The following is a 24,008-nucleotide window of genomic DNA, read 5'->3' as shown; positions in this document are numbered from 1 at the left end:
TCCCAGAGGATGCTTTGATGAAAAGACGTACTGTATTCGCCGCCGCCAGCGCGCTCGGCCTGAGCCTTGCCGCCTGCGGAGGAGCAGCCGACGATGACACGGAAGAAATGGCGGAAGAAGGCGAATACTCAGCCGAAGCCGAGCATGACGGTGTCGTCATGTCCGACGCGGAAGCCAACTCGATCGTCGATGAAGCTGTAGAGGGCGGAGAAGACAGGGCAGCGATGGATGGCGAGGCAACGGAAGACGGCGACGGTATGTAATCGCCGCGCTTCTATCGGTTTAGCAAAAGGGCCGACGCCGTGATGGCGGCCGGCCCTTTTTTCTTACGCTATGGGCTCAGACCAGCTTTGCGCTGCTGCCACGGCCACCGCGCAGGAAATATTCCTGAGTGCCGCGATGCACCACATTGTCGACATCGATAATGGCCGAATTGGCATAGGTGAAGCTCGGGCCAAGGCTGCGATAAAGCCGATCGAAATCGCGCTCAACCGTCTGGCGGTAGAGATCTTCGAAGCTCTCGATCACGAAATAGGTCGGCTGCAGATCGTCGATCACGTAATCTGTACGCATGACGCGGTCGACATTCAGCATGATGCGATTGGGGCTGTCCGCTTCCAGTGCGAACACGGCTTCCTGCGGGCCGGACAGGATACCTGCCCCGAATATCTTCGGCTCGCCCTGCTCCATAATCAGGCCGAATTCGACCGTGTACCAATAGAGCGCGCCCAGCGCCTTCAGCCGGTTGTAGCGCATGGCTTTCCACCCGGCGCGGCCATATTCCTGCATGTAATCGGCGAATACCGGATCGGTCAGCAGCGGCACGTGCCCGAAAACGTCGTGAAAAACGTCCGGCTCCTGGATGTAGTCGAATGTCTCGCGCGTGCGGATGAAATTGCCTGCCGGGAAGCGACGATTGGCGAGGTGCCAGAAGAACACGTGATCGGGAATGAGCATGGGCACCGGGATGACGCTCCAGCCCGTCATAGCGCCCAGTTCTTCGCTCAGCCGGTCGAAATCGGGCACGCCGCCTTTGCCAAGGTCCAGCTTTTCCATGCCTTCCATCATCGCGCTGCAGGCGCGGCCGGGCAGGACTTCCATTTGGCGCGCGAACAGATCATTCCAGATCGCGTCGTCTTCCGATGTGTATTGGGTCTGCTGGGGCTCGATCCAGTTTTCACCCACATGGTCGGGGCGTTTCAATGGAGCGGTAAACACGTCGCTGGAAACTTCAGGAAGCGCGGAGAAATCCTGCGCCTGTTCGGATTGGTGCGTCACAGTGGCCATGGGTTGGAAATTATCACAATTTGAAAGGGCTATCCACTTTCAAGGGACGCCGCATGGTGTCTAGGGAGCGGGCCTGTCGGGCGCATTGGCTGCAGGCTCGTCATCGCCCGTTCTCTCACCGAGCATTTCTGTCGCCTGAGCAATGGCGCGCTCTTCATCAGGCGTTGGCGGCTCGGGCGCCTCGGTGCTGTTCTGCGGGGAACAGGAGATAAGCGCCGCACCCAGGGCGCATGCCGTAAGGGTGCGGCGCATCGTCAGCTTACTCGGCTGCTTCCATTTCGGCTTCGGCTGCTTCCGCCGCTTCGACAACGCCCATGGCATCGTCGCCAGCCTGCTCGGCCATGTCTTCATTCACGTCCATTGCGGCTTCGGCATCTTCATCGCTCATGGCTTCGTCATCGGCCAAGGCGTCTTCGTCGGCGACCGGCTCCGGCATGTCTTCCATCGCGGTATCGGCAGGCACTTCTACCGTGTCGGCGACAGCATCATCGGAAGCGTCGGTGGTTTCACCGCAGGCAGACAGCGCGAAAGCAGCACCAGCGGCAATAATGGCAAGTTTCTTCATGGATGAACCCCTCTCAGGTGGTGGTAATCAAGGCGAGCACGCTTAGCGCAGAGAAAGCCAAGTGGAAATGCGCTTTGCGGTGCTGGCGAGGCAGGGTGCGATCTGGCAGGGACGAAATGCGATGCCCACCGCCTCAATCCTCTCCTTGCCCGACGCCGATCACGCGCATGATCAATTGCGCCGCATTTTCGGTTTCACCCACTTTCGCGGTGTCCAGGCGGATGTGGTGGCGCGGGTGCTGCATGGGCAATCGACACTGGCGGTAATGCCCACAGGTGCCGGCAAATCGCTCACTTACCAGCTGCCAGCCACGATGATGGACGGGACCTGCATCGTCATCTCGCCTCTGATTGCGCTTATGCACGATCAGCTGCGAAGCGCGCGCGCCAACGGCATTCGTGCAGCCACGCTCACCAGTGTCGATGCGGATTGGCGCGAGACGATGAGCGCGTTCGAAGCGGGCGAGCTGGACCTGCTCTATGTCGCGCCCGAGCGCGCCAGCCAGCAGGGTTTTCGCGATCTCCTGTCACGCGCGCGCATCGCCCTGTTCGCGGTGGATGAGGCGCATTGCGTGTCCGAATGGGGTCATGATTTCCGGCCCGATTACCGCCAGCTGCGCCCGATGATGGATGCTTTCCCGGATGTGCCACGACTTGCACTCACCGCCACCGCAGACGCGCATACGAGGGCGGACATCCTCACCCAGCTGGGCATTGCCGAGGAGGGCCTGATCGTTGCTGGCTTCGATCGGCCCAATATCCGCTACGCCTTCGCCCCGCGCGATTCGTTGGGGCGACAGCTGGCTGGGCTACTGGAGGAGCATACGGGTCCCGGCATTATTTACGCGCCCACGCGCAAGAAGGTGGAGGCTTTGGCAGAGCAATTGGCGTCGGCGAGCGGTCGGCCTGTCCTGCCCTATCATGCAGGCCTTCCGCCGGAAGTACGCGCTGCCAATCAGTCCGCCTTCGTCGCCAGCGAAGACATGGTGATGGTCGCAACCATCGCGTTCGGCATGGGGATCGACAAACCCGATGTGCGCTTTGTCGCGCATGCGGGCATCCCCAAATCGATCGAAGCCTATTACCAGGAAACCGGCCGTGCGGGCCGCGATGGCGATCCGGCGCTGGCGATCACGCTGTGGGGCCCCGGCGATTTTGCGCAGGCCCGCGCGCGTCTTGGCGATGTGGGTGAAGAGCGCCAGCGCGGTGAGCGCAGCCGCCTCGATGCGCTCGCCGGATTGGTGGAGACCGCAGGCTGCCGCCGCGCGGTGCTTTTGCGGCATTTTGGCGAAGACCCGCCTGAAACCTGCGGCAATTGCGACAATTGCCTCGATCCGCCTGAGCAGATCGACGTGACCGAGCTGGCGCGAAAGCTGCTGTCCGCCGTTTATCGCACGGGGCAAAGCTTCGGCTTCGGCCATCTGCAAAAGGTGCTGACGGGCGCGAGCGATGAGCGCGTGATGCAGCGAGAGCACGACAAGCTTTCGGTCTTCGGCATAGTCGAAGGTGAAGAGGCCCGGCTGCTGCAACCCGTCGCGCGGGCGCTGCAGGTGCGCGGCAGCCTTGTCCAGAACGACTATGGCGGGTTGAAGCTGGGAGGCGATGCGCGCGCTATCCTGACGGGAGAGGCCGAGCTGACGATGACGCGTCCGCCTGCCCGGTCAATGGGCCGCAAACGTCGGCGTGACAGCACGCCCAATCCTGTCGGCGATCCGCTGTTCGATGCATTGCGCGAACTGCGCCGCGATCTCGCCGCGCAGGCGCAGGTGCCGCCCTATGTCGTGTTTCACGACGCTGTTCTGCGCAGCATGGCAGCTGACAGGCCTGCGACACTCGCCGAAATGGGCACGATCCCCGGCGTGGGCGAAAAGAAACTCGCCGCCTATGGCGAGGCATTTCTGAAGGCCATTCGCGACAATTGATCTTCTGCAATCCGGTTTTCCTTGCGCAAAACCAATCTGTGATATAAAGATGATATCATAATTATATCAACAGGAGGATTTATGACGGAGATTTCGTCTGCAATGACTGCCAGCCAGGAGCGTAAGGCTTCGGGCTACAATGGCTTTGTGATGCTGGCAGCCGCCACCATTTTGACAGGGCTTTCCATCTGGATGTTCGTTCACGCCATCAATCTGAAGGATGCGGGCGCACCATATGCGGTGCAAATGTGGACGACGCTGGCGGTGTTTCTTGTCGGCCTGTTTGCCTGGTGCGGCTTCTACATGATCCAGCCCAATCAGGGCGCGGTGATCACGCTGTTCGGCGAATATCGCGGGACGGACCGGACCGAGGGTCTGCGCTGGGTGTGGCCGTGGATGGGGCGCAAGAAAGTCTCCGTGCGCGCGCACAACGTTCACTCCGAACGCATCAAGATCAATGACAAGCGCGGCAACCCGATCGATGTCGCCTGCAACGTGGTCTGGCGCGTGCGCGACACGGCGCAGGCGGTTTTCGATGTCGATGATTACAAGGAATTCGTGAATATCCAGATCGAGGCGGGACTGCGCACCGTCGGCGCGCGCCACCCCTATGACGATTTTGAGGAGAATGAGACGACGCTGCGCGGCCACCCGGATGTGGTGAATTCCGAATTGCAGGCTGAGCTCAATGACAGGCTGAAAGTCGCCGGGATCGTAGTGGACGAAGCAGGGCTCACGCACCTTGCCTATGCGTCCGAAATCGCCGGAGCGATGCTCCGCCGCCAGCAGGCCGATGCCGTGATCGCGGCGCGCAAGAAAGTGGTGCTGGGCGCTGTCGGGATGGTGGAAGACGCGCTGGAGAAGCTGGCGAGCGATGACATCGTCCATCTGGATGATGAGCGCCGCGCCGCCATGGTTTCCAACCTGCTCGTTGTCCTGTGCGGCGATCGGGAGACCCAGCCCGTCGTCAACGCTGGATCGCTGTACCAGTAGTTTGTCATGGCCCAAAAGCCAAAACCCAAAAAGGCCTTTGCCCTGCGGCTTGATCCGGCGCTCCACGATGCAGTGGAGCGCCTCGCCTCGCGCGAATTGCGCTCAGTAAATGCCGAGATCGAAGTGCTGATCCGCGAGGCGCTTGCCAGGCGCGGCATCGAAGTCAGCATGTCGAAGACACCACGCCGCGGGCGACCGCCGAAGGAGGATTGAATATGCTGCACAGCATTTTGAGCGATGACCCATGGTTTGAGCCCAAGCGCCTTGGATATGGTTCTGGCCTGCCATGCGCATGGCAGGGATGGGTTCTGCTCGGCGTCTATCTCGCGCTGATGGTCGGTTTCGGCCTCATGCTCGAAGGCGACTGGCTCGCCGTCGGAGCGATCGGCATGGCATTCTCGACGGTCATCTTCGTGTTGCTCGCCAAACGCCATACGCGCGGCGGCTGGCGCTGGCGCAGCTGAGCAGCGCGCTAACCCTCTCCTTAGCGGGCAATTAACCCTTTTTCGCTACGGCTGGCATGGTGATGACCTATGCCGCGCCCACGCTCGCTCGCCCCATGGTGAAACGCCTTCCGACGAAGGCCATTCTGGCAGTCTTCGGCCTCGCTGTGGCGGCCATTCCTGCCGCTTCGCTTTTCGCGCAGGATCGTGCGTCGCCCTACACTGTGGTCGAGACGGGGCAGGGTTTCGAGCGACTACAAGATGCGGTCAATGCGATCGGCAGCAATTCCGGCACTATCGCCATAGCGGCTGGGCGCCACGAACAATGCGCGGTGCAGACGCAGGGCAGCATTTCCTATTTCGCCAGCGAGCCGGGGAGCGCCATTTTCGATGGCGTGACCTGCGAAGGCAAGGCCGCGCTGGTGTTGCGCGGGCAGAGCGCCGACGTTTCGGGCCTCATTTTCCAGAACATGCGCGTGCCCGATTTCAACGGATCGGGCATTCGCCTTGAAACGGGCGATCTTACCGTCGCGCAAAGCTGGTTCCGCGACAGCCAGCAGGGCATTTTGACCGGGAGTGATGGATCTTCGCGCATGGTGGTCGATCGCTCCACCTTTACCCGGCTCGGCACATGCGATGGCCCGGGCGGCTGTGCGCATTCGATCTACACCGGCGATCTCGGCCATGTCCGCATCACCAATTCGCGCTTCGAGCAGGGGCGCGGCGGGCATTACGTCAAATCGCGCGCCGAGCGGGTGGACATCGCTTCCTCCAGTTTTGACGATGCCGCAGGCCGCGCGACCAATTACATGATCGACCTGCCCGGCGGCGCATCGGGCCAGATCACCAATAATTGGTTCGTGCAGGGCGCGGACAAGGAAAACTATTCCGCCTTTATCGCCGTCGCCGCCGAGGGAAGCCAGCGCTCCTCTTCCGCTTTGCAAGTGGTCGGCAATGATGCTCGCCTTGCTCCGGGCGTGAGCCGCAACACCGTGTTTGTCGCAGACTGGTCGGGCGACATGGGCGGCATCGGCGATAACGCTCTTGGCCGCGGTCTCTCCCGCTACGAGGTGCGATAGCGCCGGAACACATGCCTGCTGCCGCCCGTTGATCGGGCAGGAGATATTATATGGCAGGCGGTTGGTCGCGCGATGGCGCGGTTCAGGATCAGATTGAAGACAGTGTAAACGATGCGGTGGCTGCGGCGCGTGCCCGCCTGCCCAGAGGCGAAAGCGCGCTCTATTGCCGTGAATGCGGGGAGGATATCCCTGAAAAGCGCCGCATTGCCGTTCCCGGCGTCCAGACCTGCGTAGCCTGCCAATCAGGCAAGGATGCAAGCGTGCGCCACTCTGCCATCAATCGCCGCGGTTCCAAAGACAGCCAGTTGCGCTAAGGCCACCTCCATGTCCAAGCCCTTCATCGCTCTCCAGCGAATTGTGCCGCACCACGCCATCTCGCGCTTCGCCGGAAAATTCGCTGGCAGCACGACGCCGTGGATCAAGGATCGTCTGATCCATCGCTTCATCGCATCATACGATGTCGATATGAGCGAGGCAGCGCGGCCTGTCGAAGCTTACGAAAGCTTCAACGACTTCTTCACGCGCGAGCTCAAACCCGGCGCGCGCCCGCTGGCCGATAGCCAGACGCATGTGCTTTCCCCAGCCGATGGCGCGGTGAGCCAGATCGGACGTATCACCGAGGGGCGCATTTTCCAGGCCAAGGGCCGCGAATTTACCGCCGCGCAATTGCTCGGCGGCGATGCGGAAGCGGCAGAGAAATTTGCGGGCGGACACTTCGCCACGATTTACCTCAGCCCGAAGGATTACCACCGCGTCCATATGCCGGCAGTGGGCGATCTGCGTTCGACACGGTACATGCCGGGCGATCTGTTCAGCGTAAACCAGGTGACGGCGGAAAATGTTGATGGCCTGTTCGCGCGCAACGAACGCCTCGCCTGCCTGTTCGACAGCGCGCGCGGCAGCTTTGCCAGCGTGATGGTGGGCGCGATGATCGTTGCCGGGATCGAAACCGTGTGGGGCGGGCGTGAGGCGGCGCACAGCCCGAAGATGCGCGAATTCGGTTTTTCGCCCGGCACGCACCGGCTGAAGGCGGGCGCGGAAATGGGGCGCTTTTTCTTGGGCTCTACTGTCGTTTTGCTGTTTGAGCCGGGCACGCTCGAATGGGACAGTGCACTGAAAGCCGGAGACAGCGTGCGCATGGGCCAGGCCATCGGGCGCTGGCTTTAAACGCCTTCTATCCGAAGGCGGCTGCGTAGCTCACCGTCCCTGCTGGCACGTCACCCTGCAATATAAGTCGCATGAAGTTCTCTGCAGGTGGGCCGGGATATTGCAGCTTCGGATCACGCTCGAAGCCGAAGCGGGGGTAATATTCGGTCGAGCCCAGCAACACGATGCCGCGCGCTCCCGCCGCTCGCATGTCCGCGATACCGCGCTCGATCAATGCGCTGCCCAACCCTTTTCGCTGGCAATCGAGTGCTACGCTGACTGGCCCCAGGCCATACCACTCTTGCGAACAATCGCTGATCGCTACGGGTGAAAAAGCGATATGGCCAACAATCCGGTGTTCATCCTCTGCCACAAGTGAAAGTGCCAGGTCCCCGCTTTTGCGCAGGCCATCAATGATGGCGGGTTCGCTGCCATCGCTGAAGGGCATTGGTGCGAACGCTTTTGCGGTCAGGCTGTGAATGGCGGCTTCATCGTCCTCGCGTTCCTCCCGAATCACCCAGCTCATGTGAGCAGATGCCCCGCCCGGTCGCGTTTGGTCGCGAGATAGCGCGTATTGTGCGGATTGGACGGCAGCTGGTGGGGCACGCGTTCGATGACTTTCACGCCTGCATTTTCGAGCGCGGTGACCTTTTCCAGATTGTTGGTCATCAGCCGCACTTCGCGCACCGCCAGCAGATCGAGCATCCGCGCGGCAAGCGGGAAGTCGCGCGCTTCCTCCGGCAGGCCAAGGCGCTGGTTTGCCTCCAGCGTATCCACGCCTTCATCCTGCAGACGATAGGCGCGAAGCTTGTTGATGAGGCCGATGCCGCGCCCTTCCTGCCGCATGTAGAGCAGGACGCCCCAGCCGCCTGCCGCCGCTTCGGCTGACATGGCCGCAAGCGCTGCATCCAGTTGCGGACCGCAATCGCATTTGAGGCTGCCGAAAATATCGCCGGTCAGGCATTCGGAATGCAAGCGCACCAGCGGCGGCCTGTCCGATGTCTGCTCGCCGAGCACCAGCGCGACATGTTCGCGCATGTCATTGGCGCTGCGGAAGGCGATGATGTCGGCCTCTTCCTCGCGCGCGATGGGCAGGTGCGCGCGGGTAGCGACGGAGAGGTTGATGGGTGCGCTCCAGGCCGCGAGGTCGGTCGGCTCCAGCGACACCGGTTCTCCGGCAGGATCGGGATCGACAAGGAAGGCAGGGAGAATACCGGCGATCCGCGCCAGCTCCATTGCGGCCTCGGCCTCGGCAAGCCATGGGAGATCGAGCGCCTTGAAGGGGCCTTTCAGCGGATTGGCGGTGTCGAGCGCGGGGTCTGCAATCGGCAGGGCTGCGCGCACGTCCAAAGCCTCTGCGGCGCGAATAAACACCGGATGGTGGCCGCCTGCCGCAGCGCGCTGATTGCCTAGCCGCAGCGTCTCTGCACGTGCAGCAGAGACCAGCATCTGCGCCGATTGCGTCGCGCGCTCGGCCGCGGTTTCGATAGGCAGCAGTGTAAGGCCGTCGCCGATGCGCAGCGGCCAGCCATGGCGCAGCGCGTCGACCGCCTGCGCCACCCGCCGCTCGGGCGAGGGGTAGGCGGCCGACGCGCTCAGAGATCGAACTCCGTAATGAGCGGAATGTGGTCGCTCGGCTTTTCCCAGTCGCGCGCATCCTCACGCAGCCAGTGGCGCGTCGATTGCGCAGCAAGTTCGGGGCTCGCCCACATGTGATCGAGCCGCCGCCCGCGATCGTTCACTTTCCAGTCCTTGGAGCGATAACTCCACCAGCTGTAATAGCGATCCGGATCCCTGATGAATTCGCGCCCGATATCGGTAAAGCCGTGGGCATCCTTGAACCGCTGCATCGTTTCCACTTCGATGGGCGTGTGGCTGACAACTTTAAGCAGCTGCTTGTGGCTCCACACATCGCTTTCCAGCGGCGCGACGTTGAAATCGCCCACGATCAGGGTGGGCCGATCGATTGTGTCCGCCCAGCGCGTCATCCGCTCGAAGAAATCGAGCTTCTGGCCGAATTTCGGATTTTTTTCGCGATCAGGCTCATCGCCGCCTGCGGGGATATAGACATTCTCGACGATCATTCCGTCATGGTCGGGCAATTCGACACCGACATGCCGCGCCTCGCCATTGGCCTGCCAATCATGGCGGGAAAATTCGGTGATCGGCACCCGGCTGACCGTGGCGACACCATGATAACCCTTCTGCCCGTGGATCGCGAAATGATTGTAGCCCAGCGCCTCAAACGCCTTGAACGGGAACTGATGCTCCTGGCACTTGATCTCCTGCAGGCACAACACGTCAGGCGCTTCCTCCTTCAGGAAACGCTCGACAATGGGCATGCGCAGGCGGACGGAATTGATGTTCCAGGTAGCGATTGAAATCATGGGGGAGGGATAGGGAGCGTAAACCCAAACCTCAAACAAAAACCCCCACCGCGGGGGCATTGCGGCGGGGGTTCCTATTAAGCGTTCGTCACGCTTCACAAGGTGCGGTGTGATTGAGAATCGGGCAACAGGGGGGAAACCCGCCTCAACCGCACCTTGTTTAAGTAAATTACGGGTTCACGCCTGTCTCGCCAATGAATTTCGGCGGCCATTTGTCGCAAATTTACAACCACTCGGCCCCGAGGCGATTATCCCGGACGACGACTTGAGCGGCGCGGATCGCGGTAGCGGAAGGCACTGTCGGGTACCGAAGCGCCATAGCGGTGATTGCGCAGCCGCACGGTGGTGCGCGTATTTTGCGAGTCGAGTGCCACCCAGCTGGCGAGTTCCAAGCCGCCGGGCGCGCTGGCATCTTCAACGAAAATGAGCGTCATCACGCCGAATTCCGGGCGTTCGGGATCGCGCACATTGATGCTGATCACATTGTCGCTGTCGGTCGGTTGCACCGTGCCGTAGCGGGTCATGTCCCGGTTCGGATCAAGCAATGCGCCAAGCGGTGAATTGCGGATCGGCCAGCGTTCAACCTGCTGCACATCGTAATCGACCAGCGTCAAAGCGCGCCCGTCAGACACGACGAGCATGTTGACGCTTTCCTCATATTCGAAGCGAATGCGCCCCGGATTGCGCAAGGTCAGCTCGCCCGAGACGGTGTTTCCGGCGCGGTCCGTCTGGGTAAAATCGGCCTGCAGCGTTGTGATCGCACGCAGCGCGCGGGTCGCGCGGGACAGATCGTTCGACTGCGACTGGGCCGTGGCAGTCGCCACTGGCAGCGCCAGCGAAGCGGGCAGGGTAACAGCCATCGCGCCCGCCATTACGGCAGCGAGAGGCTTTTTCGATAAGAGAGTTTTCGCGTTCATACTGCAATCCTTAGTGGTGCAGCGTTGAACTGTCACTGAACTGGCGTGGTTCCCGCCGTTCATAAATCTTGTGAGCACACCGCGATTGCGCGCGGGCTTCGCTTACTTGATTTTGCCTTCCTTGTACTCGACGTGCTTCTTCGCAATCGGGTCATACTTGCGGAAGGTGAACTTTTCTGTGTGGTTACGCGGGTTCTTCTTGGTCACATAGAAGTGGCCAGTGTCCGCGGTCGAATTCAAGCGGATCTTGATGGTTGCGGGCTTCGCCATGGTCTTGCTTCCAAAATTGCTTTGAGGGGCTGGCCGAATCGCGTCCGGGTGGCCCGAAAAAATACAGGCGGCGCACCGGTGCACCGCCGTTCCGGCGCGCCCAATGGGTGAGAATCGGGGAAAAGTCAAGCGTGGAACGAACACCTTCCCCTCGACGGGGGAGGGATATGCAGACTTGCAAGCTTGCTTGCTAGTCGAAGCTGGGAGGGGGTGATTCATTACACGCGCGGTCACCCTCTTCCAAGCTGCGCTAGTTGGCTCGCCGACAAGCTTCGCTATCCTTCTCCCGTCGAGGGAGAAGGACTCACAGGTCGATCTTTCCGCGCAGGGCCTTCTTTTCGCCGTGAGCCTTCTTATTGGCGAGGCGTTTTGTCTTGCCCACGCGGTTTACCCGCGTCTTCGCGCGCCTCTTGGGCTCTTTCAGCGCTTCTTCGATCAGCTCGCCGAGACGTTCGCGTGCATCGCGGCGATTGGCTTCCTGCGTCCGGTGGCTGCGCGCATCGATCAGGATTTCGCCCGCCATGTTGAGCTTGCTTCCGGCGAGCTTCTTGAGCCGATGAAACACGCGCGGCGTCAGGCCGAGCTCGTAAATATTCACCCGCAGCTGGACGGCAGTCGCCACCTTGTTGACGTTCTGGCCGCCGGGGCCGGAAGCGGCGATGAAATTTTCCTCGGCAATTGCATTGGCCCGGGAGAGCAGCTCTTCCAGGCGGCCGCTCATTATTCCGCGCCCAGTTTGATGAAATCTGCAGGCAGAGGGGCGTGGGCGGTGATTTCCGGTTTATTCTCGCGCGGCACTACAAGAGCGCTCGCATGCAGCATAGTGCGGCCAACGCGCGCATCCTTATTGCCATAGACGGGGTCACCCAGCAGGCTGCGCCCGAAAGCATGTTCGGCATGCACGCGAATCTGGTGGGTGCGACCGGTTTCCGGGCGGAATTCGACCAGCGTAACACCGCCTTCCAGTTCCTTGCGCTTCGTCCAGTGCGTAACCGAAGGCTTGCCCTTCTTCGCCACGATCATGCGCCAGCCTTTCGCTTCGCTGCTGATCTTGCTGAGCGCGAGATCGATCGTGCCTTCATCCTCTTCCACCGGCCCGGCCACAATGCCGAGATAGGTTTTCTGGACGAGCTTTTCCTGAAAGGCAGTATTGAAGCGCTTCAGCGCCTTGGGATTGCGCGCGAGGAGCAGGCAGCCGGATGTATCGGTATCGAGCCGGTGCACAGCCTGGGGCGCGCGCTGGAAGCCGAGCTTCAGCTGCTCGATATGGTCTGCAAGGCTCGGCCCGCCCTTGCGCGGCTGTTCGATCGGCAGGCCTGCGGGCTTGTCGATGACGAGCGCTTCGCCGTCTTCGTAGACAATGGGAATTTGGATCATATCAGGGTCGCCGGAATGAGGCCGCGTAGGGCGTTGCCGAGGAGGAAGCCGTCCGCGAGGTCGTCCAGCGTCAGTTCCGCCTCGCGCGCCTTGCCTGCTTCGAGCAGGGAACGGCGGAGCACGCCCGGCAACAGGCCGAGCGAAGCGGGCGGGGTGAGGAGCGTGCCATCGCGCTCGATAAAGACATTGGTCCAGCAACCTTCGGTCAGCTGGCCGTCATCGCGCACCAACAGCGTTTCATGCGCGCCGGCATCGCGTGCGCACTCAAGCGCCGCTTCGTAAAAACTGCGATCGGTGCTCTTGTGGCGCAGGCGCCAGTCATGCGCGACGGTGGGATGGGGCAGAGCGATACATTTGGCCGGCTCATCCAGCGGTGAAGGAAGCGGATGTGTTTCGAGCGACACTGCACCCGACCGGCTGAGCATCAGCCGCACTTTCGCAGCGTCCTCCAGCTCGAAACACAGCGCCTGGATGCGATTGCGCGTTTCATGGCGGTCGAAGGAAAAGCCCAGCTCCGCCGCGCTCGCTTTCATCCGTTCAAGGTGCAATTCCAGCAGCGGCATGCCGTGCTGCGGATCGAAGCGCATGGTCTCGATCAGATCGTGGCCGGCTGCTGCACCGCGCACGAACGCGCCTTTCACAAGGCATTCGCGCCATTCACCCATCGCATCGCTGTCTGCGACAATCGCGCTGCCAACGCCGAGCACGGCCTTGTGTTTCTGGTTTTCACCCGGGGTCAGGCGGATTGTGCGGATCGCGACATTGAAAGCGGCATCGCCATCCGGCCCGATGCGCCCGATGGATCCGCAATAGGGCCCGCGCGAATCGCGCTCCACCTCGTCGATCAGTTCCATCGCGCGGATTTTCGGCGCGCCGGTGATCGAACCGCACGGGAAGATCGCGCGCAGCATGTCGACCGCGCCTTTGCCATCCTGCAGCCGCGCGCGGACGGTGGAAACCATCTGGTGGACGGTGGGATAGGTCTCGACCGCGAAGGGCTCTTCAACCCGCACGCTGCCAGCCTCTGCCACGCGGGAGAGATCATTGCGCATCAGGTCGACGATCATGAGGTTCTCGGCCCGGTCCTTGACCGAGGCGGCAAGCTCTTCGCGCAGCGCGTGGTCTTCCGCCTGATCGGCAGCGCGCGCCCGCGTGCCTTTCATCGGCTTGACCTTGGCCTCGCCCGATCTGAGCGAGACGAACAGTTCAGGGCTGAAGGACAGCAGGTAATGCGAGCCATCGAAAATCAGCCCGCCATATCCAGCTGCGGCATCGGGGCGGATCTTGGCATAAAGCGCCAGCGGATCGCCGCGCGCGGGGCCTGCCAGCGGGAAGGTGAGGTTCACCTGATACATGTCGCCCGCGCGGATCGCTTCCTGCAAGCGCTCGAACGCCGCGACATAGCCGCCGGGGGAAATTTGCGGATCGAGTGGGCCGATACTCGCCGCATCGTCGCGGGCGCGGTCAGCCAGCCATGCGGGCATGCGTGCGGCCGGGATGATCTCCGGCGCATCGAACAGGCCCAGCCACACCAGCGGTCCGTCTGCACCGGCGCGGGGCTTGGCGAGCGGAGCCAGGCGATCCTCCAGCGCAAGGCCAGCCTCATACGCCACATAGCCCGCCAGATGTTTGCCGGATTTCACACGCGCGGCATCGGCGGCGGCAAGTACCGCGTCCACTTCCTCTGGCAGGCGCGCGACGAACACCTCCTCGGGCGCGGCAAAGAAATGCGCATCGCTCGCACCGGAAGCCCTTGCATCATCCAGAAGTACAAAGGGGGTCTTGCCATCCATTAGCTCTGCCCTAGTGTCACTGCCCGATCACGGCAACACACGAATAGGGGCCACAATGGCAGACATTTTCCTCGGCAACGATCTGGACGGCAACCGGCAGGCACTCGATCTCGGCCGCGCGAACCGGCACGGGCTGATCGCCGGCGCGACCGGTACCGGCAAGACGGTGACATTGCAGGGCATGGCTGAAAGCTTTTCTGCGCATGGTGTGCCGGTTTTCGTGGCCGATGTGAAAGGCGATCTTTCAGGCATCGCCATGCCGGGTTCGCCCACTTTCAAACATGCCGACAAGCTGGAAGGCCGGGCCAAGGAACTGGGCATGGATGATTATGCCTATTCGGATAATCCGGTGGTGTTCTGGGACCTTTACGGCGAGCAGGGCCACCCGATCCGCACCACAGTGTCCGAAATGGGGCCCTTGCTGCTCGCCCGCCTGCTCGATCTCAACGAGACGCAGGAAGGCGTGCTGCAGATCGTGTTCCGTGCAGCGGATGAAGGCCTCGCCACCGATGGCAAGCCGACCCTGCTGCTCGATTTCGACGATCTGCGTACGATGCTCGCCTGGGCTTATGACAACTCCAAAGATTTGTCCGGCGAATATGGCAATGTATCGAAAGCCAGCGTCGGCGCGATCCAGCGGCAGTTGCTGAGCTTCGAAAGCCAGGGCGCGGACAATTTCTTCGGCGAGCCCGCGCTGGAGATCAGCGATTTCCTGCAGACCGATGAAAACGGCAAGGGCATCGTCAACGTCCTCGCCGCCGACCAGCTGATGCGCAGCCCGAAGCTCTATGCGACTTTCCTGCTGTGGCTGCTCGCCGAGCTGTTCGAGAGCCTGCCCGAAGTGGGCGATCCCGAAAAGCCGACGCTGGTGTTCTTCTTCGATGAGGCGCATCTGCTCTTCGACGACGCGCCGAAGGCTTTGCAGGAAACCATCGAGCGGGTGGTGCGCCTGATCCGCTCCAAGGGTGTCGGCGTGTTCTTCGTGACTCAGAACCCGATCGACATTCCGGAGGAAGTCGCGGGCCAGCTGGGCAACCGGGTGCAGCATGCCCTGCGAGCATTCACCCCAAAGGACCAGCGCGCGATCCGCGCGGCGGCGGAGACCTTCCGCATCAATCCCGATCTCGACGTGGAAGAAGCGATCACCGAATTGCGCGTGGGTGAAGCGCTGGTCTCCACGCTGGACGATGAGGGCGCGCCCACGGTGGTGCAGCGCACGCTCATCAAGCCGCCGCGCAGCCGCCTTGGCCCGGTGACCAAGAAAGAGCGCGCGATTATCCAATCGGTCAGCCCGCATGATGGCAAATATGACGAGCGAATCGACCGCGAAAGCGCCGAGGAAGTGCTCGCACAAAAGGCACTCGACGCTGTCGAAACGGCCAAGGAAGTCGACGAAAAGGGCGAGGAAGAAGTCCGCAAGCGCGAACGCAAGTCGACGACGCTGTGGGGCATGGATATCGGCACAGCTGGCAAACGCGCCGCAAAGGCTGCAGCCGGATCGCTGGTGTCGATTGGTGTTGCCAAGGCACTCGGCCGCCGCTCCCGCGCAGACCCGGTGCGCACCGGGCTAAACGCCTTCGTCCGCAATATCGTCGGCGGGCTGATGCGCTGAGGTGGACAAATCGCTCGCCGAATTCCTTGACGAAAGCGGGCTTTCGCAGCCGGGCGATACGAGCGCGCTTTACGATGTGGAGCGCATTCGCGCCCTGTTGCTTGAGGCCGCCAAGAGAGGCGAAGCGGTGAGCTATTCCGAAATGCTCGGCAAGCTGGGCTTCCGCTTCACGCGGCCCAAAATGCGCACCTTATGCCGGACGCTCGATGCCATCGACGAAACGGCGCGCGCCAATGGGGAGCCCGAACTGGCGGTGCTGGTTGTGCGCGAAAGCGACCGTCTGCCGGGGCAGGGCTGGTGGACCGGCCGGACTGACTATCGCGGCGAGTGGACCGGTCGCGAGGCGCTGCGTCATGTTGAGAAACTGCAGCAGCAGGCCTTCGACTATTGGCAGCGTCGCAGGGCCTAGGCCGAACCGTCCATTGGCAAGCGGATTTCCGCAACCAGCCCCGCGACCTCGCCATCTGCACTGCGAGTATTGGCAAGCGTCAGCGTGCCGCCGTGCTGTTCGGCAATCGCGCGGGCGAGCGTCAGGCCCAGCCCGGCGCCGCCAGTCTCGCGATTGCGCGAGGCCTCGCCGCGGGTGAAGGGTTCGAGCATATTCGCTATCTGGTCTACGGGAATTCCCGGGCCGCTATCGGCTATGCGGATTACTGCAGCGTTATCCTCTCTGGTGAGGCTGACGCGCGCCTGATCGCCATAGCGCAGCGCATTGCTGATAAGATTGCGCAATGCCCGCCGCAGCCAGGTGGCGCGCAGCGGAATGGCGATGCGTTCGCTCTCGCTGAGCACCACATCGCGGCCCCTGTCTTCATATTCCTCGACCACGCCGGCGATCAGCGCGGCCAGTTCGGTCCGCTCCAGTGGATCGCTCGGCCTGCCGACGCGGGCGAGCGAAAGGATATCGTCGAGCGAGGTCGTGATATCCTCGATACTCGCGGCCATCCGCGCACGCTCTGAGTCGTTCTCCACGCTTTCAATCCGAACCCGCAGCGCGGCGAGCGGGGTTTTGAGATCGTGACCAATTGCGCCCAGCATCACGTCTTTCTCGTCGAGCAAGGCCGCGATGCGCGCTTCCATTGCATTGTGAGCGGTGATCAGGCGGCGTGTATCGGCGGGGCCGCTCGCTGGCAGAGGATCAGGATTAGCTTTGCTACCGTCGAAGTCCTCCACCCGCGATGCCAGCGCACCGAGCGGGCGGGTGATGCGGCGCAGCATCAGATAAAGGATCGTCATTACGATGACGAAGATGACCAGCGTTTGAAAAATGATCGCGGCGACAGCGCCTTGCTGCCGGGGAGGCTCAAGAATGCGGGCGGTTTGCCAATCGCCGCCATCGTCCAATTGCACAGCGGCAATCAACAACCGGCGCGAACGCCAGTCATCGAGCCGGTTAAACCGCGGGCGCTCCGCAGCGTAGGCATTGAGGGACGGATCATCGCCTGCGCGAACCACTGCAACGCGCATGGCATGTGGATCCGCGCCCTGCCGGGCCAAAAGCTCTCGCAAGAACGCCTCTCTATCGCCTTCGGATATGGTGATATCGAGACCCGGCGGCGGCGTTTCGGTCCGTTGATAGCGCAGGGTGGGCGGTAAACCGCTCTGCCCGCGATCACCAGCTCGTCTGTCTTCAAGGGCGCGACGCAAAGGGCGCTCACCCGCCTCACTACGCGCGCCATTCACTAGCTGAAAGGCGGCACCGGTCAGCGCGGCCTCTTCGCGCCTCTGTTCGCCCGCGCGGAACAGCAGGACAGCAGAGGCCATTTGCGCGAGCAACAGCGCACCGGCGACAGCCAGCATGACTTGCCCCAACAGGCTTTGCGGAAACAGGCGGCGCAGCATTGCGGGGCTCTTGTGCCCTATTCCGCGTCCGGCACAAAACGGCGCACGTCGCTGGCGAAGCGGTAGCCGCCGCCCCACACCGTCTGGATGAATTTGGGATCGCGCGAATCCTCTTCGATCTTGCGGCGCAGGCGGCTCACCTGATTGTCGACCGCGCGGTCGAACAGATGCGCCTCGCGGCCCTGCACCATGTCGAGCAGGCGATCACGGTCGAGCACTTGTCTGGGGTGCTCGAGGAAGGCGGTCAGCAGGCGAAACTCTGCCGAAGAAATCGGCACTACGGTACTTTCAGGATCGGTGAGGCGGCGCTTGAGAGGATCGAGCTGCCAGCCTTCGAACTCGTAACGTGCATCGCTTTCGCTGGTTGCGCTTTCCGCGCCGCCTTTCGCCGCACGGCGTAGGACGGAGCGGATGCGGGCGACCAGTTCGCGCGGCTCGAAAGGTTTGACGACATAATCGTCCGCCCCGATTTCCAGCCCTACAATGCGATCGGTCGCTTCGCCTTTTGCCGTAAGCAGGATCACCGGCAGGCCTCTGGCTTCGACCAGATGGCGGCACAGAGAAAGCCCGTCCTCGCCCGGCATCATGATGTCGAGCAGTACCAGGTCGGGCGTCCAATCGAGCAAGGTAGAGCGCGCCTTGTTGGCGTCTTCAGCCTCTTTCACGACAAACCCCTGGCGCGAGAGATACTCGGCCAGGGATTGCCGTAACGCTGGCTCATCATCGACGAGCAGCAGTTTGACGGGATCGTCAGCCATTACCGGCGGCCGCGGTTCCCGCGCATTGCGCCACGTTGCTCAGCGCGCTGGGCCCGGCGTTCCTCAACTGTCACCACGCCATCATTATTGGCATCGGCGCGATCGAAGCGGGCGAGGGCAGCAGCGGTAAATTCCGACTGGCTGACAGCATTGTCGCCATCGGTATCGGCATTGCGCAGCATGCGCATGGCCATGCCGCCTCCGCCTCGGCGACCAGCACGTTCACCGCGCTGACCTCGCCCACGGCGCTCGGCGCGCTGTCCGCGGCGTTCTTCGCGCGCCTCGCGGCGTTCTTCGCGTGCTGCCTGCATTTCTTCGAAAGTCAGCGCACCGTCGCCATTGGCATCGGCCTCTGCAAAAGGTTCTCTTGCGCGGGCCTCGCGGTCCTGCGCATTGATGACACCGTCTCCGGTCACATCCATCCGTTCGAAAGCGCTGGCAGCACGCTCGGCAACATCGGCGCGGGTCATATCGCCGCGCGGCATGTCCTGTGCGGCAGCCATGCCGCTGGTGGTGAGGCCTGCAAAGGCGGCGGCGAGCAAAAGGGGCTTTTTCATGGCTCTATCTCTACTACAGTTAGTGGGTAGAGCAACGCGCCGCCGTGTTGAAGGGGACATGGGAGGACCGGCAACACGCTGCTCTATGCCTGCAGTTCTAGGAGCCAAGTGTCGCAGCATTTTGCCGGGATCGCGGGAAATTGTCGCAAATTGTAACGAAAAAGCCCCGCCGTTCAGCGGGGCTTTATCTATTCAAACTTCCGTTCGGAAGCGGCGGTCTCAGGCAGGCACGCTAGTCATGCAGAAGGCATTGAGCTTGTTGCCGTCCCGATCGCGGAAATATCCGGCGTAGAAGCCGCCTCCACGCTGGCCGGGTGCGCCCTCGTCACTGCCGCCCAATTCCAGTGCGAGTGCATGGATGCGGTCGACCTGTTCGGGGTCTTTCGCTTGCAGCGCGACCATCATACCATTGCCGACCGTCGCCTTTTTCTTGTCGAATGGCCGTGTGGCGGCGAAGCCCGGCGTGTTGTCCGGCCCGGTCCAAGCGATGAAGTAGCCTTCTTCCTCCATCATGCGCGAACCGCCCATCTCTTTGGCGATGGCGTCGTAGAATTCCGCCGCGCTGTCGAGATCGTTGGTGCCGAGTGTTACATATCCGATCATGTCTGTTCCTTCCGCAAATCGAGTCGCGACCCTCGAGTCCCGCTGGGAACATTACATGAACATATGCTAAGTTACAATGGCTGGCATGCGTCTTCGAGCCAGGCCAGATTGTCACCTTCGAGCTGCGGAGCGAGCACTTCGCGGACCTTAGCGTGGTAGTCGTTCCACCAGGCGACTTCCGCTTCGCTGAGCAGGCTGCGATCGACAAGGCGCTTCTCGATGGGAACGAAAGTCAGCGTTTCAAAGCCCAGCCAGTCGCCTTCCATGCCTTCGATCTCGCGCTCTTCGACGAGCACCAGATTTTCGATCCGGATGCCGTATTCATTGGCTTTGTAGTAGCCGGGCTCATTGGAAAGGATCATTCCTGCGATCAGCGCCTGGTCGGTGCCGGCCTGTGAACCGGAGCCCTTCGCGATGCGCTGCGGTCCTTCATGCACGGCAAGGAAGCTGCCGACGCCGTGGCCCGTGCCGTGCGCATAGTCGACGCCCGCCTGCCACAGAAACTGCCTCGCCAGCGCATCGAGCGCGCTGCCCGGCGTGCCGGTCGGGAAAGTCTGCGTGTCGAGCGCGATGTGGCCTTTAAGCACGCGGGTGAAGCGATCTTTCACTTCGGCGGGCGGTTCGCCGGGGCCGACCCACACGGTGCGGGTGATGTCAGTGGTGCCATCCTTGTACTGGCCGCCTGAATCGACGAGATAGACGCTGTTGGGTTCAAGCGGCAGGCACGTCTCTTCGCTCACGCGATAGTGGCACAGCGCGCCGTTGGAGCCTGCGCCTGAAATCGTGTCGAAGCTCAGGTCGAGCAGCTCGCCCGTCGCTTCGCGAAAGCTTTGCAGCTTGGCGGCGGCGGAGAGTTCATCAACCGTGCCCTTGGGCGCTTCGCCTTCCAGCCAGTTGAGGAAGCGGCTGACCGCTGCACCATCGCGCGCCTGCGCGGCACGGTGGCCTGCCTGTTCGGCTTCGGTCTTGATCGCCTTGGGCAGCACGGCGGGATCGGTTTCCTGCACGGGTTCCGCGCCAACATCTTCAAGCCGGTCAAAAATCGCATAGACGCTGCGTTCCGGGTCTACCGCGACGCGCTTGCCTGCAAGCTCGGCAAAAGCCGCTTCGAAAGAGTCGCGAGGCCGGATGCGTACTGCATTGCCAAGGGCGCTCGCCACTTCGTCAGGCACCTTGTCAGGCGCGATGAACCAGTCCGCAGTGCCGTCTGCCTGAACCATCAGGTAAGACAGGGCGACCGGTGTGTGATCGACATCCGCGCCGCGAATGTTCAGCACCCATGCGACCGAATCGAGCGCGCTGATAACGACGGCGTCGAGCTTTTCTTCCTTCAGCCAGTCGGCGATCTCGCCTCGCTTTTCAGCGCCCATGCGGCCGGTGAATTTATCATCCTGGATGAAGACCTTGGCAGGCGAAGGCTCGGGCTGGTCGGCCCACACCGCATCGATGGGATTGCTGTCCAGCGCGACAAGCTCGATCCCGGCCTTGGCGAGGCGCTTTTCCATCGCTTTAGCCCAGCCGCGCGTGTGCAGCCACGGATCAAAGCCGATGCGTGCACCTTCTGCGCATTTCTCGGCAATCCAGTCGCCCGGCTTGTCTGCGGGCACGCTCTTGTAATCGTACAGCTTTCCATCGACCTGGTCGCGCACCTGGATGGTGTAGCGGCCATCCACGAACATGGCAGCGTCGTCCTTCAGAACAACCGCGCTACCTGCACTGCCACCAAAGCCGGTGAGCCAGCCGAGGCGCTGCGCATAGGCGCCGACATATTCGGACAGGTGCTCGTCACTGATCGGCACGAAGAAGCCGTGCAGCTCGCGCCGGGCGAGTTCCTCCCTCAGGGCAGACAGGCGGGCTTCGTGGGTTTGCATCAACATGGCTTGCAGTCCTTTCTTGGGGCCTACATAGGCGTCATCCATGAGCGATTCCACCCATCCGCCGATTGCGGCAAAACGCCCATTCTCTTTCACCCATCACGGCATCACGGTCACCGATGATTACGCCTGGCTGCGCGATCCCGGCTATCCCGAAGTGAAGGACGAGGACATCTTGTCCTATGTGAAGGCTGAAAACGCCTGGTTCGAAGCGCAGATGAAGGGGCAGGAAGGGGCGGTGGACGCGCTGTTCGAGGAAATGCGCGGGCGGATAAAGGAGGCCGATTCCAGCGTCCCGCAAAAGGATGGCGAATGGGAATATTGGATAGAATTTGAAGAAGGCGCCGAATACAAGAAATGGTGGCGTCGACCAGTCGGCGGTGGGCCAGACCAGCTCATCCTGGACGAAGTGGCGCTGGCGGCGGGCAAGGAATATTTCCGCCTTGGCGCGCTGACGGTAAGCCGCGACGGGCGGTTGCTGGCCTATTCGGTGGACGACAATGGCTCCGAACGATTTACGGTGCGCTTTCGCGATCTGGCAACCGATGCCGAATGCGATGATGCGATTACCGGAACACGCGCGCCATGGGGTAATGACGCGGTTGAAGGTACCGTTGGCAATATCGTTTTCACGACCGATGGTAGCGCGCTGGTCTATGGCCGCGCTGACGAAAACTGGCGTACCCGCACTTTGCTGATGCATCGGCTCGGAACACCGCAGAGCGAGGATGTAACGCTGTATTTCGAAGAGGATATCGGCTTCTCCGTTGGATGCGCCCTGTCTGCCAATGAGCGATGGTTGATCTTCTCCGCAACAGACCATGAAACGAGCGAGTTACGGCTTGTTCCTGCCAACGATCCCTGTGCAGAGCCCCTGCTCGTGAAGCCGCGCCAGAAGGGCGTTGAATACGATGTCGATGAACGCGATGGGCTTCTTTATGTCCTGACCAACGACACCCACCAGAATTTCCGTCTCGCCACTGCGCCGCTTGAGTCGCCGGGTTCATGGACGACCTTGATCGAAGGTTCGGAAGAATCCTACCTCACCGATTGCGAGCTTTTCGCCGATTTCTACGTCCTAGAAGGGCGGCGCGGAGGGCTCGATTTCATCGAACTGCGGTATTATGACGATCCGCAGCGGGTCGAACCCATCGCCTTTCCCGAGGCATCCTACACAGCTGGGCTTGGCAGCAATCCCGAATGGCAGACCGGCGTACTACGCCTGTCTTATGCGAGCATGGTGAGCCCGGCCACGACCTTTGACTACCATGTCACCGACAAACGGCTTGAACCGCGCAAGGTGCAAGAGATCCCTTCGGGATACGACCGTGACCTCTACGCAACCGAGCGGCTGGAAATCGAAGTGCGCGACGGGGTGAAGGTTCCGGTCAGCGTGATGTATCGCAAGGACCGTGACGCGCTGAATGGCGGCGCTGGCGGACCGCTGCACCTCTATGCTTACGGCGCCTATGGGATTGCCGTTCCGCCGGGCTTTTCGACCACCCGCCTCAGCCTCGTCGATCGCGGCTTTGCCTATGCCATAGCGCATATCCGCGGGGGGGATGATCTTGGACGGCAATGGTATCTCGACGGCAAGCTGGAAAAGCGCACAAACACTTTCAACGATTTCGTCGATGTCGCACGCGGGCTTGTCGAACATGGCTTTACCTCCGCCGGCAAGCTGACGGCCAGCGGCGGCTCTGCAGGCGGCGAGCTGATGGGGGCGGTGATCAACCAGGCGCCCGAGCTGTTCGGTGCTATCGTTGCCGATGTCCCATTCGTCGATGTGCTCAACACGATGCTCGACGAAACGCTGCCGCTGACACCGGGTGAATGGCCCGAATGGGGCAATCCGATCGAGAGCAAGGACGCTTTCGAGCTGATCCGCAGTTATTCGCCCTACGACCAGGTGAGCGCGCGGGCCTACCCTTCTATGATGGTCACCGCCGGCCTCAACGATCCGCGCGTCACCTATTGGGAGCCAGCCAAGTGGGTCGCGAAACTGCGTGAGATGAAGACCGACGATAACCTCCTCATCATGAAGACCAACATGGGTGCAGGCCACGGCGGCAAGTCGGGCCGCTTCGAAGGCATCCGCGAAACGGCGGAGGAAATGGCGTTTATCCTCTGGCAGATGGGAGTGCCGGTGGAGGACGCGGCATGAGCAACTCCTTCTCCCTCCAATTCACCGCACTGCCCGAGCACATCGATGTGAACGGACACGTCAACAACACCGTCTGGGTGCGCTGGATGGAAGACCTTTCCGGAGCGCATTGGGATGCGCAGGCGCGCGAGGAGGACAAGGATCAGTTTGTCTGGCTCGTCCTGCGGCATGAGATCGATTATCGCGGCAATGTGGCTGAAGGGGCCGAAGTCACCGGCCTCACCGAAATTCGCGAAGGTCCGCGCGGCCCGCGCTTCAATCGGCACTACAGCTTCACCGACAGCGACGGCAAAGAGCTCGTGCGCGCCAAGACGACGTGGGCGATGATAGAAAAAGCGAGCGGAAAACTGTTGCGTGTGCCGAGCGAGGTAGCCGCGCCCTTCATGCCCGAAGGTGGTTGGGACACGCCCACCCGATAGA

The 24,008-nt window shown here is 61.9% G+C and carries 28 protein-coding genes; 12 read left to right on the top strand and 16 right to left on the bottom strand.

All coding sequences use genetic code 11. From position 1 onward, the window contains the following. The first annotated feature begins 17 nt into the window (after positions 1-17). Positions 18-263 carry a hypothetical protein gene (locus I5L03_RS01275; protein ID WP_197919895.1) on the top strand — a complete coding sequence of 82 codons (246 nt, stop codon included), beginning with the start codon at positions 18-20 and terminating at the stop codon, positions 261-263. Between the two features lie 76 nt (positions 264-339). On the opposite strand, the gene phhA is transcribed toward I5L03_RS01275, so the two are convergent. The 3 genes from phhA to I5L03_RS01260 are packed head-to-tail and all read right to left on the bottom strand — an operon-like array spanning position 340 to position 1,852. Continuing rightward, positions 340-1,287, bottom strand: a complete 948-nt coding sequence (gene phhA / locus I5L03_RS01270; protein WP_197919894.1) for a phenylalanine 4-monooxygenase — start codon at positions 1,285-1,287, stop codon at positions 340-342. 60 nt (positions 1,288-1,347) lie between these two features. Then, positions 1,348-1,539, bottom strand: coding sequence for a hypothetical protein (locus I5L03_RS01265; RefSeq protein WP_197919893.1), 192 nt, complete (start codon positions 1,537-1,539; stop codon positions 1,348-1,350). A gap of 7 nt (positions 1,540-1,546) precedes the next feature. Beyond that, positions 1,547-1,852 carry a hypothetical protein gene (locus I5L03_RS01260; RefSeq protein ID WP_197919892.1) on the bottom strand — a complete coding sequence of 102 codons (306 nt, stop codon included), beginning with the start codon at positions 1,850-1,852 and terminating at the stop codon, positions 1,547-1,549. A 121-nt stretch (positions 1,853-1,973) separates the two neighbouring features. Between I5L03_RS01260 and recQ the strand changes: the two genes are divergently transcribed. From recQ to asd, 7 genes are all read left to right on the top strand, one after another. Further along, positions 1,974-3,773: a DNA helicase RecQ gene (recQ, locus tag I5L03_RS01255; protein ID WP_197919891.1), complete on the top strand. Its 1,800-nt coding sequence runs from the start codon at positions 1,974-1,976 to the stop codon at positions 3,771-3,773. A gap of 81 nt (positions 3,774-3,854) precedes the next feature. Beyond that, on the top strand, positions 3,855-4,766 hold the full coding sequence (locus tag I5L03_RS01250) for an SPFH domain-containing protein (RefSeq protein ID WP_197919890.1): 912 nt from the start codon (positions 3,855-3,857) through the stop codon (positions 4,764-4,766). Positions 4,767-4,772: 6 nt separating this feature from the next. Continuing rightward, entirely contained in the window at positions 4,773-4,979 is a 207-nt protein-coding gene (locus tag I5L03_RS01245) for a toxin-antitoxin system HicB family antitoxin (RefSeq protein WP_197919889.1), read from the top strand. 2 nt (positions 4,980-4,981) lie between these two features. After that, positions 4,982-5,230, top strand: coding sequence for a hypothetical protein (locus I5L03_RS01240; protein WP_197919888.1), 249 nt, complete (start codon positions 4,982-4,984; stop codon positions 5,228-5,230). 56 nt (positions 5,231-5,286) lie between these two features. Next, positions 5,287-6,288, top strand: a complete 1,002-nt coding sequence (locus tag I5L03_RS01235; RefSeq protein ID WP_407647589.1) for a right-handed parallel beta-helix repeat-containing protein — start codon at positions 5,287-5,289, stop codon at positions 6,286-6,288. Between the two features lie 50 nt (positions 6,289-6,338). Further along, on the top strand, positions 6,339-6,602 hold the full coding sequence (locus I5L03_RS01230; RefSeq protein WP_197919887.1) for a DksA/TraR family C4-type zinc finger protein: 264 nt from the start codon (positions 6,339-6,341) through the stop codon (positions 6,600-6,602). Positions 6,603-6,612: 10 nt separating this feature from the next. Beyond that, positions 6,613-7,455: an archaetidylserine decarboxylase gene (gene asd / locus I5L03_RS01225; protein ID WP_197919886.1), complete on the top strand. Its 843-nt coding sequence runs from the start codon at positions 6,613-6,615 to the stop codon at positions 7,453-7,455. Positions 7,456-7,462: 7 nt separating this feature from the next. Here asd and I5L03_RS01220 read toward each other — a convergent pair whose 3' ends face one another. The 8 genes from I5L03_RS01220 to pabB form a co-directional block, all read right to left on the bottom strand. Then, complete coding sequence (locus I5L03_RS01220) at positions 7,463-7,960, bottom strand: GNAT family N-acetyltransferase (protein WP_197919885.1); 498 nt, start codon at positions 7,958-7,960, stop codon at positions 7,463-7,465. Then, positions 7,957-8,994, bottom strand: coding sequence for a GTP cyclohydrolase II (gene ribA / locus I5L03_RS01215; RefSeq protein WP_325100018.1), 1,038 nt, complete (start codon positions 8,992-8,994; stop codon positions 7,957-7,959). Before ribA ends, I5L03_RS01220 begins: the two co-directional genes overlap by 4 nt. Before the next feature lie 35 nt (positions 8,995-9,029). Further along, on the bottom strand, positions 9,030-9,821 hold the full coding sequence (gene xth / locus I5L03_RS01210) for an exodeoxyribonuclease III (protein WP_197919884.1): 792 nt from the start codon (positions 9,819-9,821) through the stop codon (positions 9,030-9,032). 248 nt (positions 9,822-10,069) lie between these two features. Further along, positions 10,070-10,738 (bottom strand): LolA family protein, encoded by a 669-nt coding sequence (locus I5L03_RS01205; protein ID WP_197919883.1) that lies wholly within the window; start codon positions 10,736-10,738, stop codon positions 10,070-10,072. Between the two features lie 102 nt (positions 10,739-10,840). Further along, complete coding sequence (gene rpmG, locus I5L03_RS01200) at positions 10,841-11,008, bottom strand: 50S ribosomal protein L33 (protein WP_047003840.1); 168 nt, start codon at positions 11,006-11,008, stop codon at positions 10,841-10,843. Positions 11,009-11,312: 304 nt separating this feature from the next. After that, positions 11,313-11,729 (bottom strand): alternative ribosome rescue aminoacyl-tRNA hydrolase ArfB, encoded by a 417-nt coding sequence (gene arfB / locus I5L03_RS01195; protein ID WP_197919882.1) that lies wholly within the window; start codon positions 11,727-11,729, stop codon positions 11,313-11,315. After that, a complete protein-coding gene (locus I5L03_RS01190) occupies positions 11,729-12,385 on the bottom strand; it encodes an RluA family pseudouridine synthase (protein ID WP_197919881.1) in 657 nt (218 codons plus the stop codon). The genes arfB and I5L03_RS01190 overlap by 1 nt, the downstream gene beginning before the upstream one ends. Then, entirely contained in the window at positions 12,382-14,178 is a 1,797-nt protein-coding gene (pabB, locus tag I5L03_RS01185) for an aminodeoxychorismate synthase component I (protein ID WP_197919880.1), read from the bottom strand. Before pabB ends, I5L03_RS01190 begins: the two co-directional genes overlap by 4 nt. A 55-nt stretch (positions 14,179-14,233) precedes the next feature. Here pabB and I5L03_RS01180 point away from each other — a divergent pair, with 55 nt between their 5' ends. Further along, the gene (locus I5L03_RS01180) at positions 14,234-15,790 is read left to right on the top strand and encodes a helicase HerA-like domain-containing protein (protein WP_197919879.1); all 1,557 of its coding nucleotides are present in this window, start codon (positions 14,234-14,236) and stop codon (positions 15,788-15,790) included. 1 nt (position 15,791) lies between these two features. Then, positions 15,792-16,199 (top strand): ribose-phosphate pyrophosphokinase, encoded by a 408-nt coding sequence (locus tag I5L03_RS01175; RefSeq protein WP_197919878.1) that lies wholly within the window; start codon positions 15,792-15,794, stop codon positions 16,197-16,199. On the opposite strand, the gene I5L03_RS01170 is transcribed toward I5L03_RS01175, so the two are convergent. The 5 genes from I5L03_RS01170 to I5L03_RS01150 all read right to left on the bottom strand — a co-directional run bounded on the left by I5L03_RS01170 (position 16,196) and on the right by I5L03_RS01150 (position 21,427). Continuing rightward, positions 16,196-17,632, bottom strand: a complete 1,437-nt coding sequence (locus I5L03_RS01170; RefSeq protein ID WP_197919877.1) for an ATP-binding protein — start codon at positions 17,630-17,632, stop codon at positions 16,196-16,198. The genes I5L03_RS01175 and I5L03_RS01170 overlap by 4 nt on opposite strands. Before the next feature lie 17 nt (positions 17,633-17,649). Continuing rightward, positions 17,650-18,390 carry a response regulator gene (locus I5L03_RS01165; protein ID WP_197919876.1) on the bottom strand — a complete coding sequence of 247 codons (741 nt, stop codon included), beginning with the start codon at positions 18,388-18,390 and terminating at the stop codon, positions 17,650-17,652. Next, positions 18,390-18,947, bottom strand: coding sequence for an EF-hand domain-containing protein (locus tag I5L03_RS01160; protein WP_197919875.1), 558 nt, complete (start codon positions 18,945-18,947; stop codon positions 18,390-18,392). Before I5L03_RS01160 ends, I5L03_RS01165 begins: the two co-directional genes overlap by 1 nt. Before the next feature lie 219 nt (positions 18,948-19,166). Further along, complete coding sequence (locus I5L03_RS01155) at positions 19,167-19,550, bottom strand: VOC family protein (RefSeq protein WP_197919874.1); 384 nt, start codon at positions 19,548-19,550, stop codon at positions 19,167-19,169. Between the two features lie 71 nt (positions 19,551-19,621). Continuing rightward, the gene (locus I5L03_RS01150) at positions 19,622-21,427 is read right to left on the bottom strand and encodes an aminopeptidase P family protein (protein WP_197919873.1); all 1,806 of its coding nucleotides are present in this window, start codon (positions 21,425-21,427) and stop codon (positions 19,622-19,624) included. A 40-nt stretch (positions 21,428-21,467) separates the two neighbouring features. Here I5L03_RS01150 and I5L03_RS01145 point away from each other — a divergent pair, with 40 nt between their 5' ends. Both I5L03_RS01145 and I5L03_RS01140 read left to right on the top strand, forming a co-directional pair. After that, positions 21,468-23,588 (top strand): S9 family peptidase, encoded by a 2,121-nt coding sequence (locus I5L03_RS01145; protein WP_197919872.1) that lies wholly within the window; start codon positions 21,468-21,470, stop codon positions 23,586-23,588. Continuing rightward, positions 23,585-24,007: an acyl-CoA thioesterase gene (locus I5L03_RS01140; RefSeq protein ID WP_197919871.1), complete on the top strand. Its 423-nt coding sequence runs from the start codon at positions 23,585-23,587 to the stop codon at positions 24,005-24,007. Before I5L03_RS01145 ends, I5L03_RS01140 begins: the two co-directional genes overlap by 4 nt. Position 24,008 lies beyond the last annotated feature (1 nt).

Origin of the sequence: Aurantiacibacter sediminis, from assembly GCF_016019885.1 — a bacterium.
Taxonomy (GTDB): Bacteria; Pseudomonadota; Alphaproteobacteria; order Sphingomonadales; family Sphingomonadaceae; genus Alteraurantiacibacter; species Alteraurantiacibacter sediminis.
The sequence above is the reverse complement of the archived record's forward strand: the minus strand, read 5'-3'. Positions and strand labels throughout refer to the sequence as shown.

Bases quoted from the DNA above. Each gene is read 5' to 3' on its own strand.
- I5L03_RS01275 (WP_197919895.1), top strand. From the start codon at position 18: ATGAAAAGACGTACTGTATTCGCCGCCGCCAGCGCGCTCGGCCTGAGC.
- phhA (WP_197919894.1), bottom strand. From the start codon at position 1,287: ATGGCCACTGTGACGCACCAATCCGAACAGGCGCAGGATTTCTCCGCG.
- I5L03_RS01265 (WP_197919893.1), bottom strand. From the start codon at position 1,539: ATGCGCCGCACCCTTACGGCATGCGCCCTGGGTGCGGCGCTTATCTCC.
- I5L03_RS01260 (WP_197919892.1), bottom strand. From the start codon at position 1,852: ATGAAGAAACTTGCCATTATTGCCGCTGGTGCTGCTTTCGCGCTGTCT.
- recQ (WP_197919891.1), top strand. From the start codon at position 1,974: ATGCCCACCGCCTCAATCCTCTCCTTGCCCGACGCCGATCACGCGCAT.
- I5L03_RS01250 (WP_197919890.1), top strand. From the start codon at position 3,855: ATGACGGAGATTTCGTCTGCAATGACTGCCAGCCAGGAGCGTAAGGCT.
- I5L03_RS01245 (WP_197919889.1), top strand. From the start codon at position 4,773: ATGGCCCAAAAGCCAAAACCCAAAAAGGCCTTTGCCCTGCGGCTTGAT.
- I5L03_RS01240 (WP_197919888.1), top strand. From the start codon at position 4,982: ATGCTGCACAGCATTTTGAGCGATGACCCATGGTTTGAGCCCAAGCGC.
- I5L03_RS01235 (WP_407647589.1), top strand. From the start codon at position 5,287: ATGGTGATGACCTATGCCGCGCCCACGCTCGCTCGCCCCATGGTGAAA.
- I5L03_RS01230 (WP_197919887.1), top strand. From the start codon at position 6,339: ATGGCAGGCGGTTGGTCGCGCGATGGCGCGGTTCAGGATCAGATTGAA.
- asd (WP_197919886.1), top strand. From the start codon at position 6,613: ATGTCCAAGCCCTTCATCGCTCTCCAGCGAATTGTGCCGCACCACGCC.
- I5L03_RS01220 (WP_197919885.1), bottom strand. From the start codon at position 7,960: ATGAGCTGGGTGATTCGGGAGGAACGCGAGGACGATGAAGCCGCCATT.
- xth (WP_197919884.1), bottom strand. From the start codon at position 9,821: ATGATTTCAATCGCTACCTGGAACATCAATTCCGTCCGCCTGCGCATG.
- I5L03_RS01205 (WP_197919883.1), bottom strand. From the start codon at position 10,738: ATGAACGCGAAAACTCTCTTATCGAAAAAGCCTCTCGCTGCCGTAATG.
- rpmG (WP_047003840.1), bottom strand. From the start codon at position 11,008: ATGGCGAAGCCCGCAACCATCAAGATCCGCTTGAATTCGACCGCGGAC.
- arfB (WP_197919882.1), bottom strand. From the start codon at position 11,729: ATGAGCGGCCGCCTGGAAGAGCTGCTCTCCCGGGCCAATGCAATTGCC.
- I5L03_RS01190 (WP_197919881.1), bottom strand. From the start codon at position 12,385: ATGATCCAAATTCCCATTGTCTACGAAGACGGCGAAGCGCTCGTCATC.
- pabB (WP_197919880.1), bottom strand. From the start codon at position 14,178: ATGGATGGCAAGACCCCCTTTGTACTTCTGGATGATGCAAGGGCTTCC.
- I5L03_RS01180 (WP_197919879.1), top strand. From the start codon at position 14,234: ATGGCAGACATTTTCCTCGGCAACGATCTGGACGGCAACCGGCAGGCA.
- I5L03_RS01170 (WP_197919877.1), bottom strand. From the start codon at position 17,632: ATGCTGCGCCGCCTGTTTCCGCAAAGCCTGTTGGGGCAAGTCATGCTG.
- I5L03_RS01165 (WP_197919876.1), bottom strand. From the start codon at position 18,390: ATGGCTGACGATCCCGTCAAACTGCTGCTCGTCGATGATGAGCCAGCG.
- I5L03_RS01160 (WP_197919875.1), bottom strand. From the start codon at position 18,947: ATGAAAAAGCCCCTTTTGCTCGCCGCCGCCTTTGCAGGCCTCACCACC.
- I5L03_RS01155 (WP_197919874.1), bottom strand. From the start codon at position 19,550: ATGATCGGATATGTAACACTCGGCACCAACGATCTCGACAGCGCGGCG.
- I5L03_RS01150 (WP_197919873.1), bottom strand. From the start codon at position 21,427: ATGTTGATGCAAACCCACGAAGCCCGCCTGTCTGCCCTGAGGGAGGAA.
- I5L03_RS01145 (WP_197919872.1), top strand. From the start codon at position 21,468: ATGAGCGATTCCACCCATCCGCCGATTGCGGCAAAACGCCCATTCTCT.
- I5L03_RS01140 (WP_197919871.1), top strand. From the start codon at position 23,585: ATGAGCAACTCCTTCTCCCTCCAATTCACCGCACTGCCCGAGCACATC.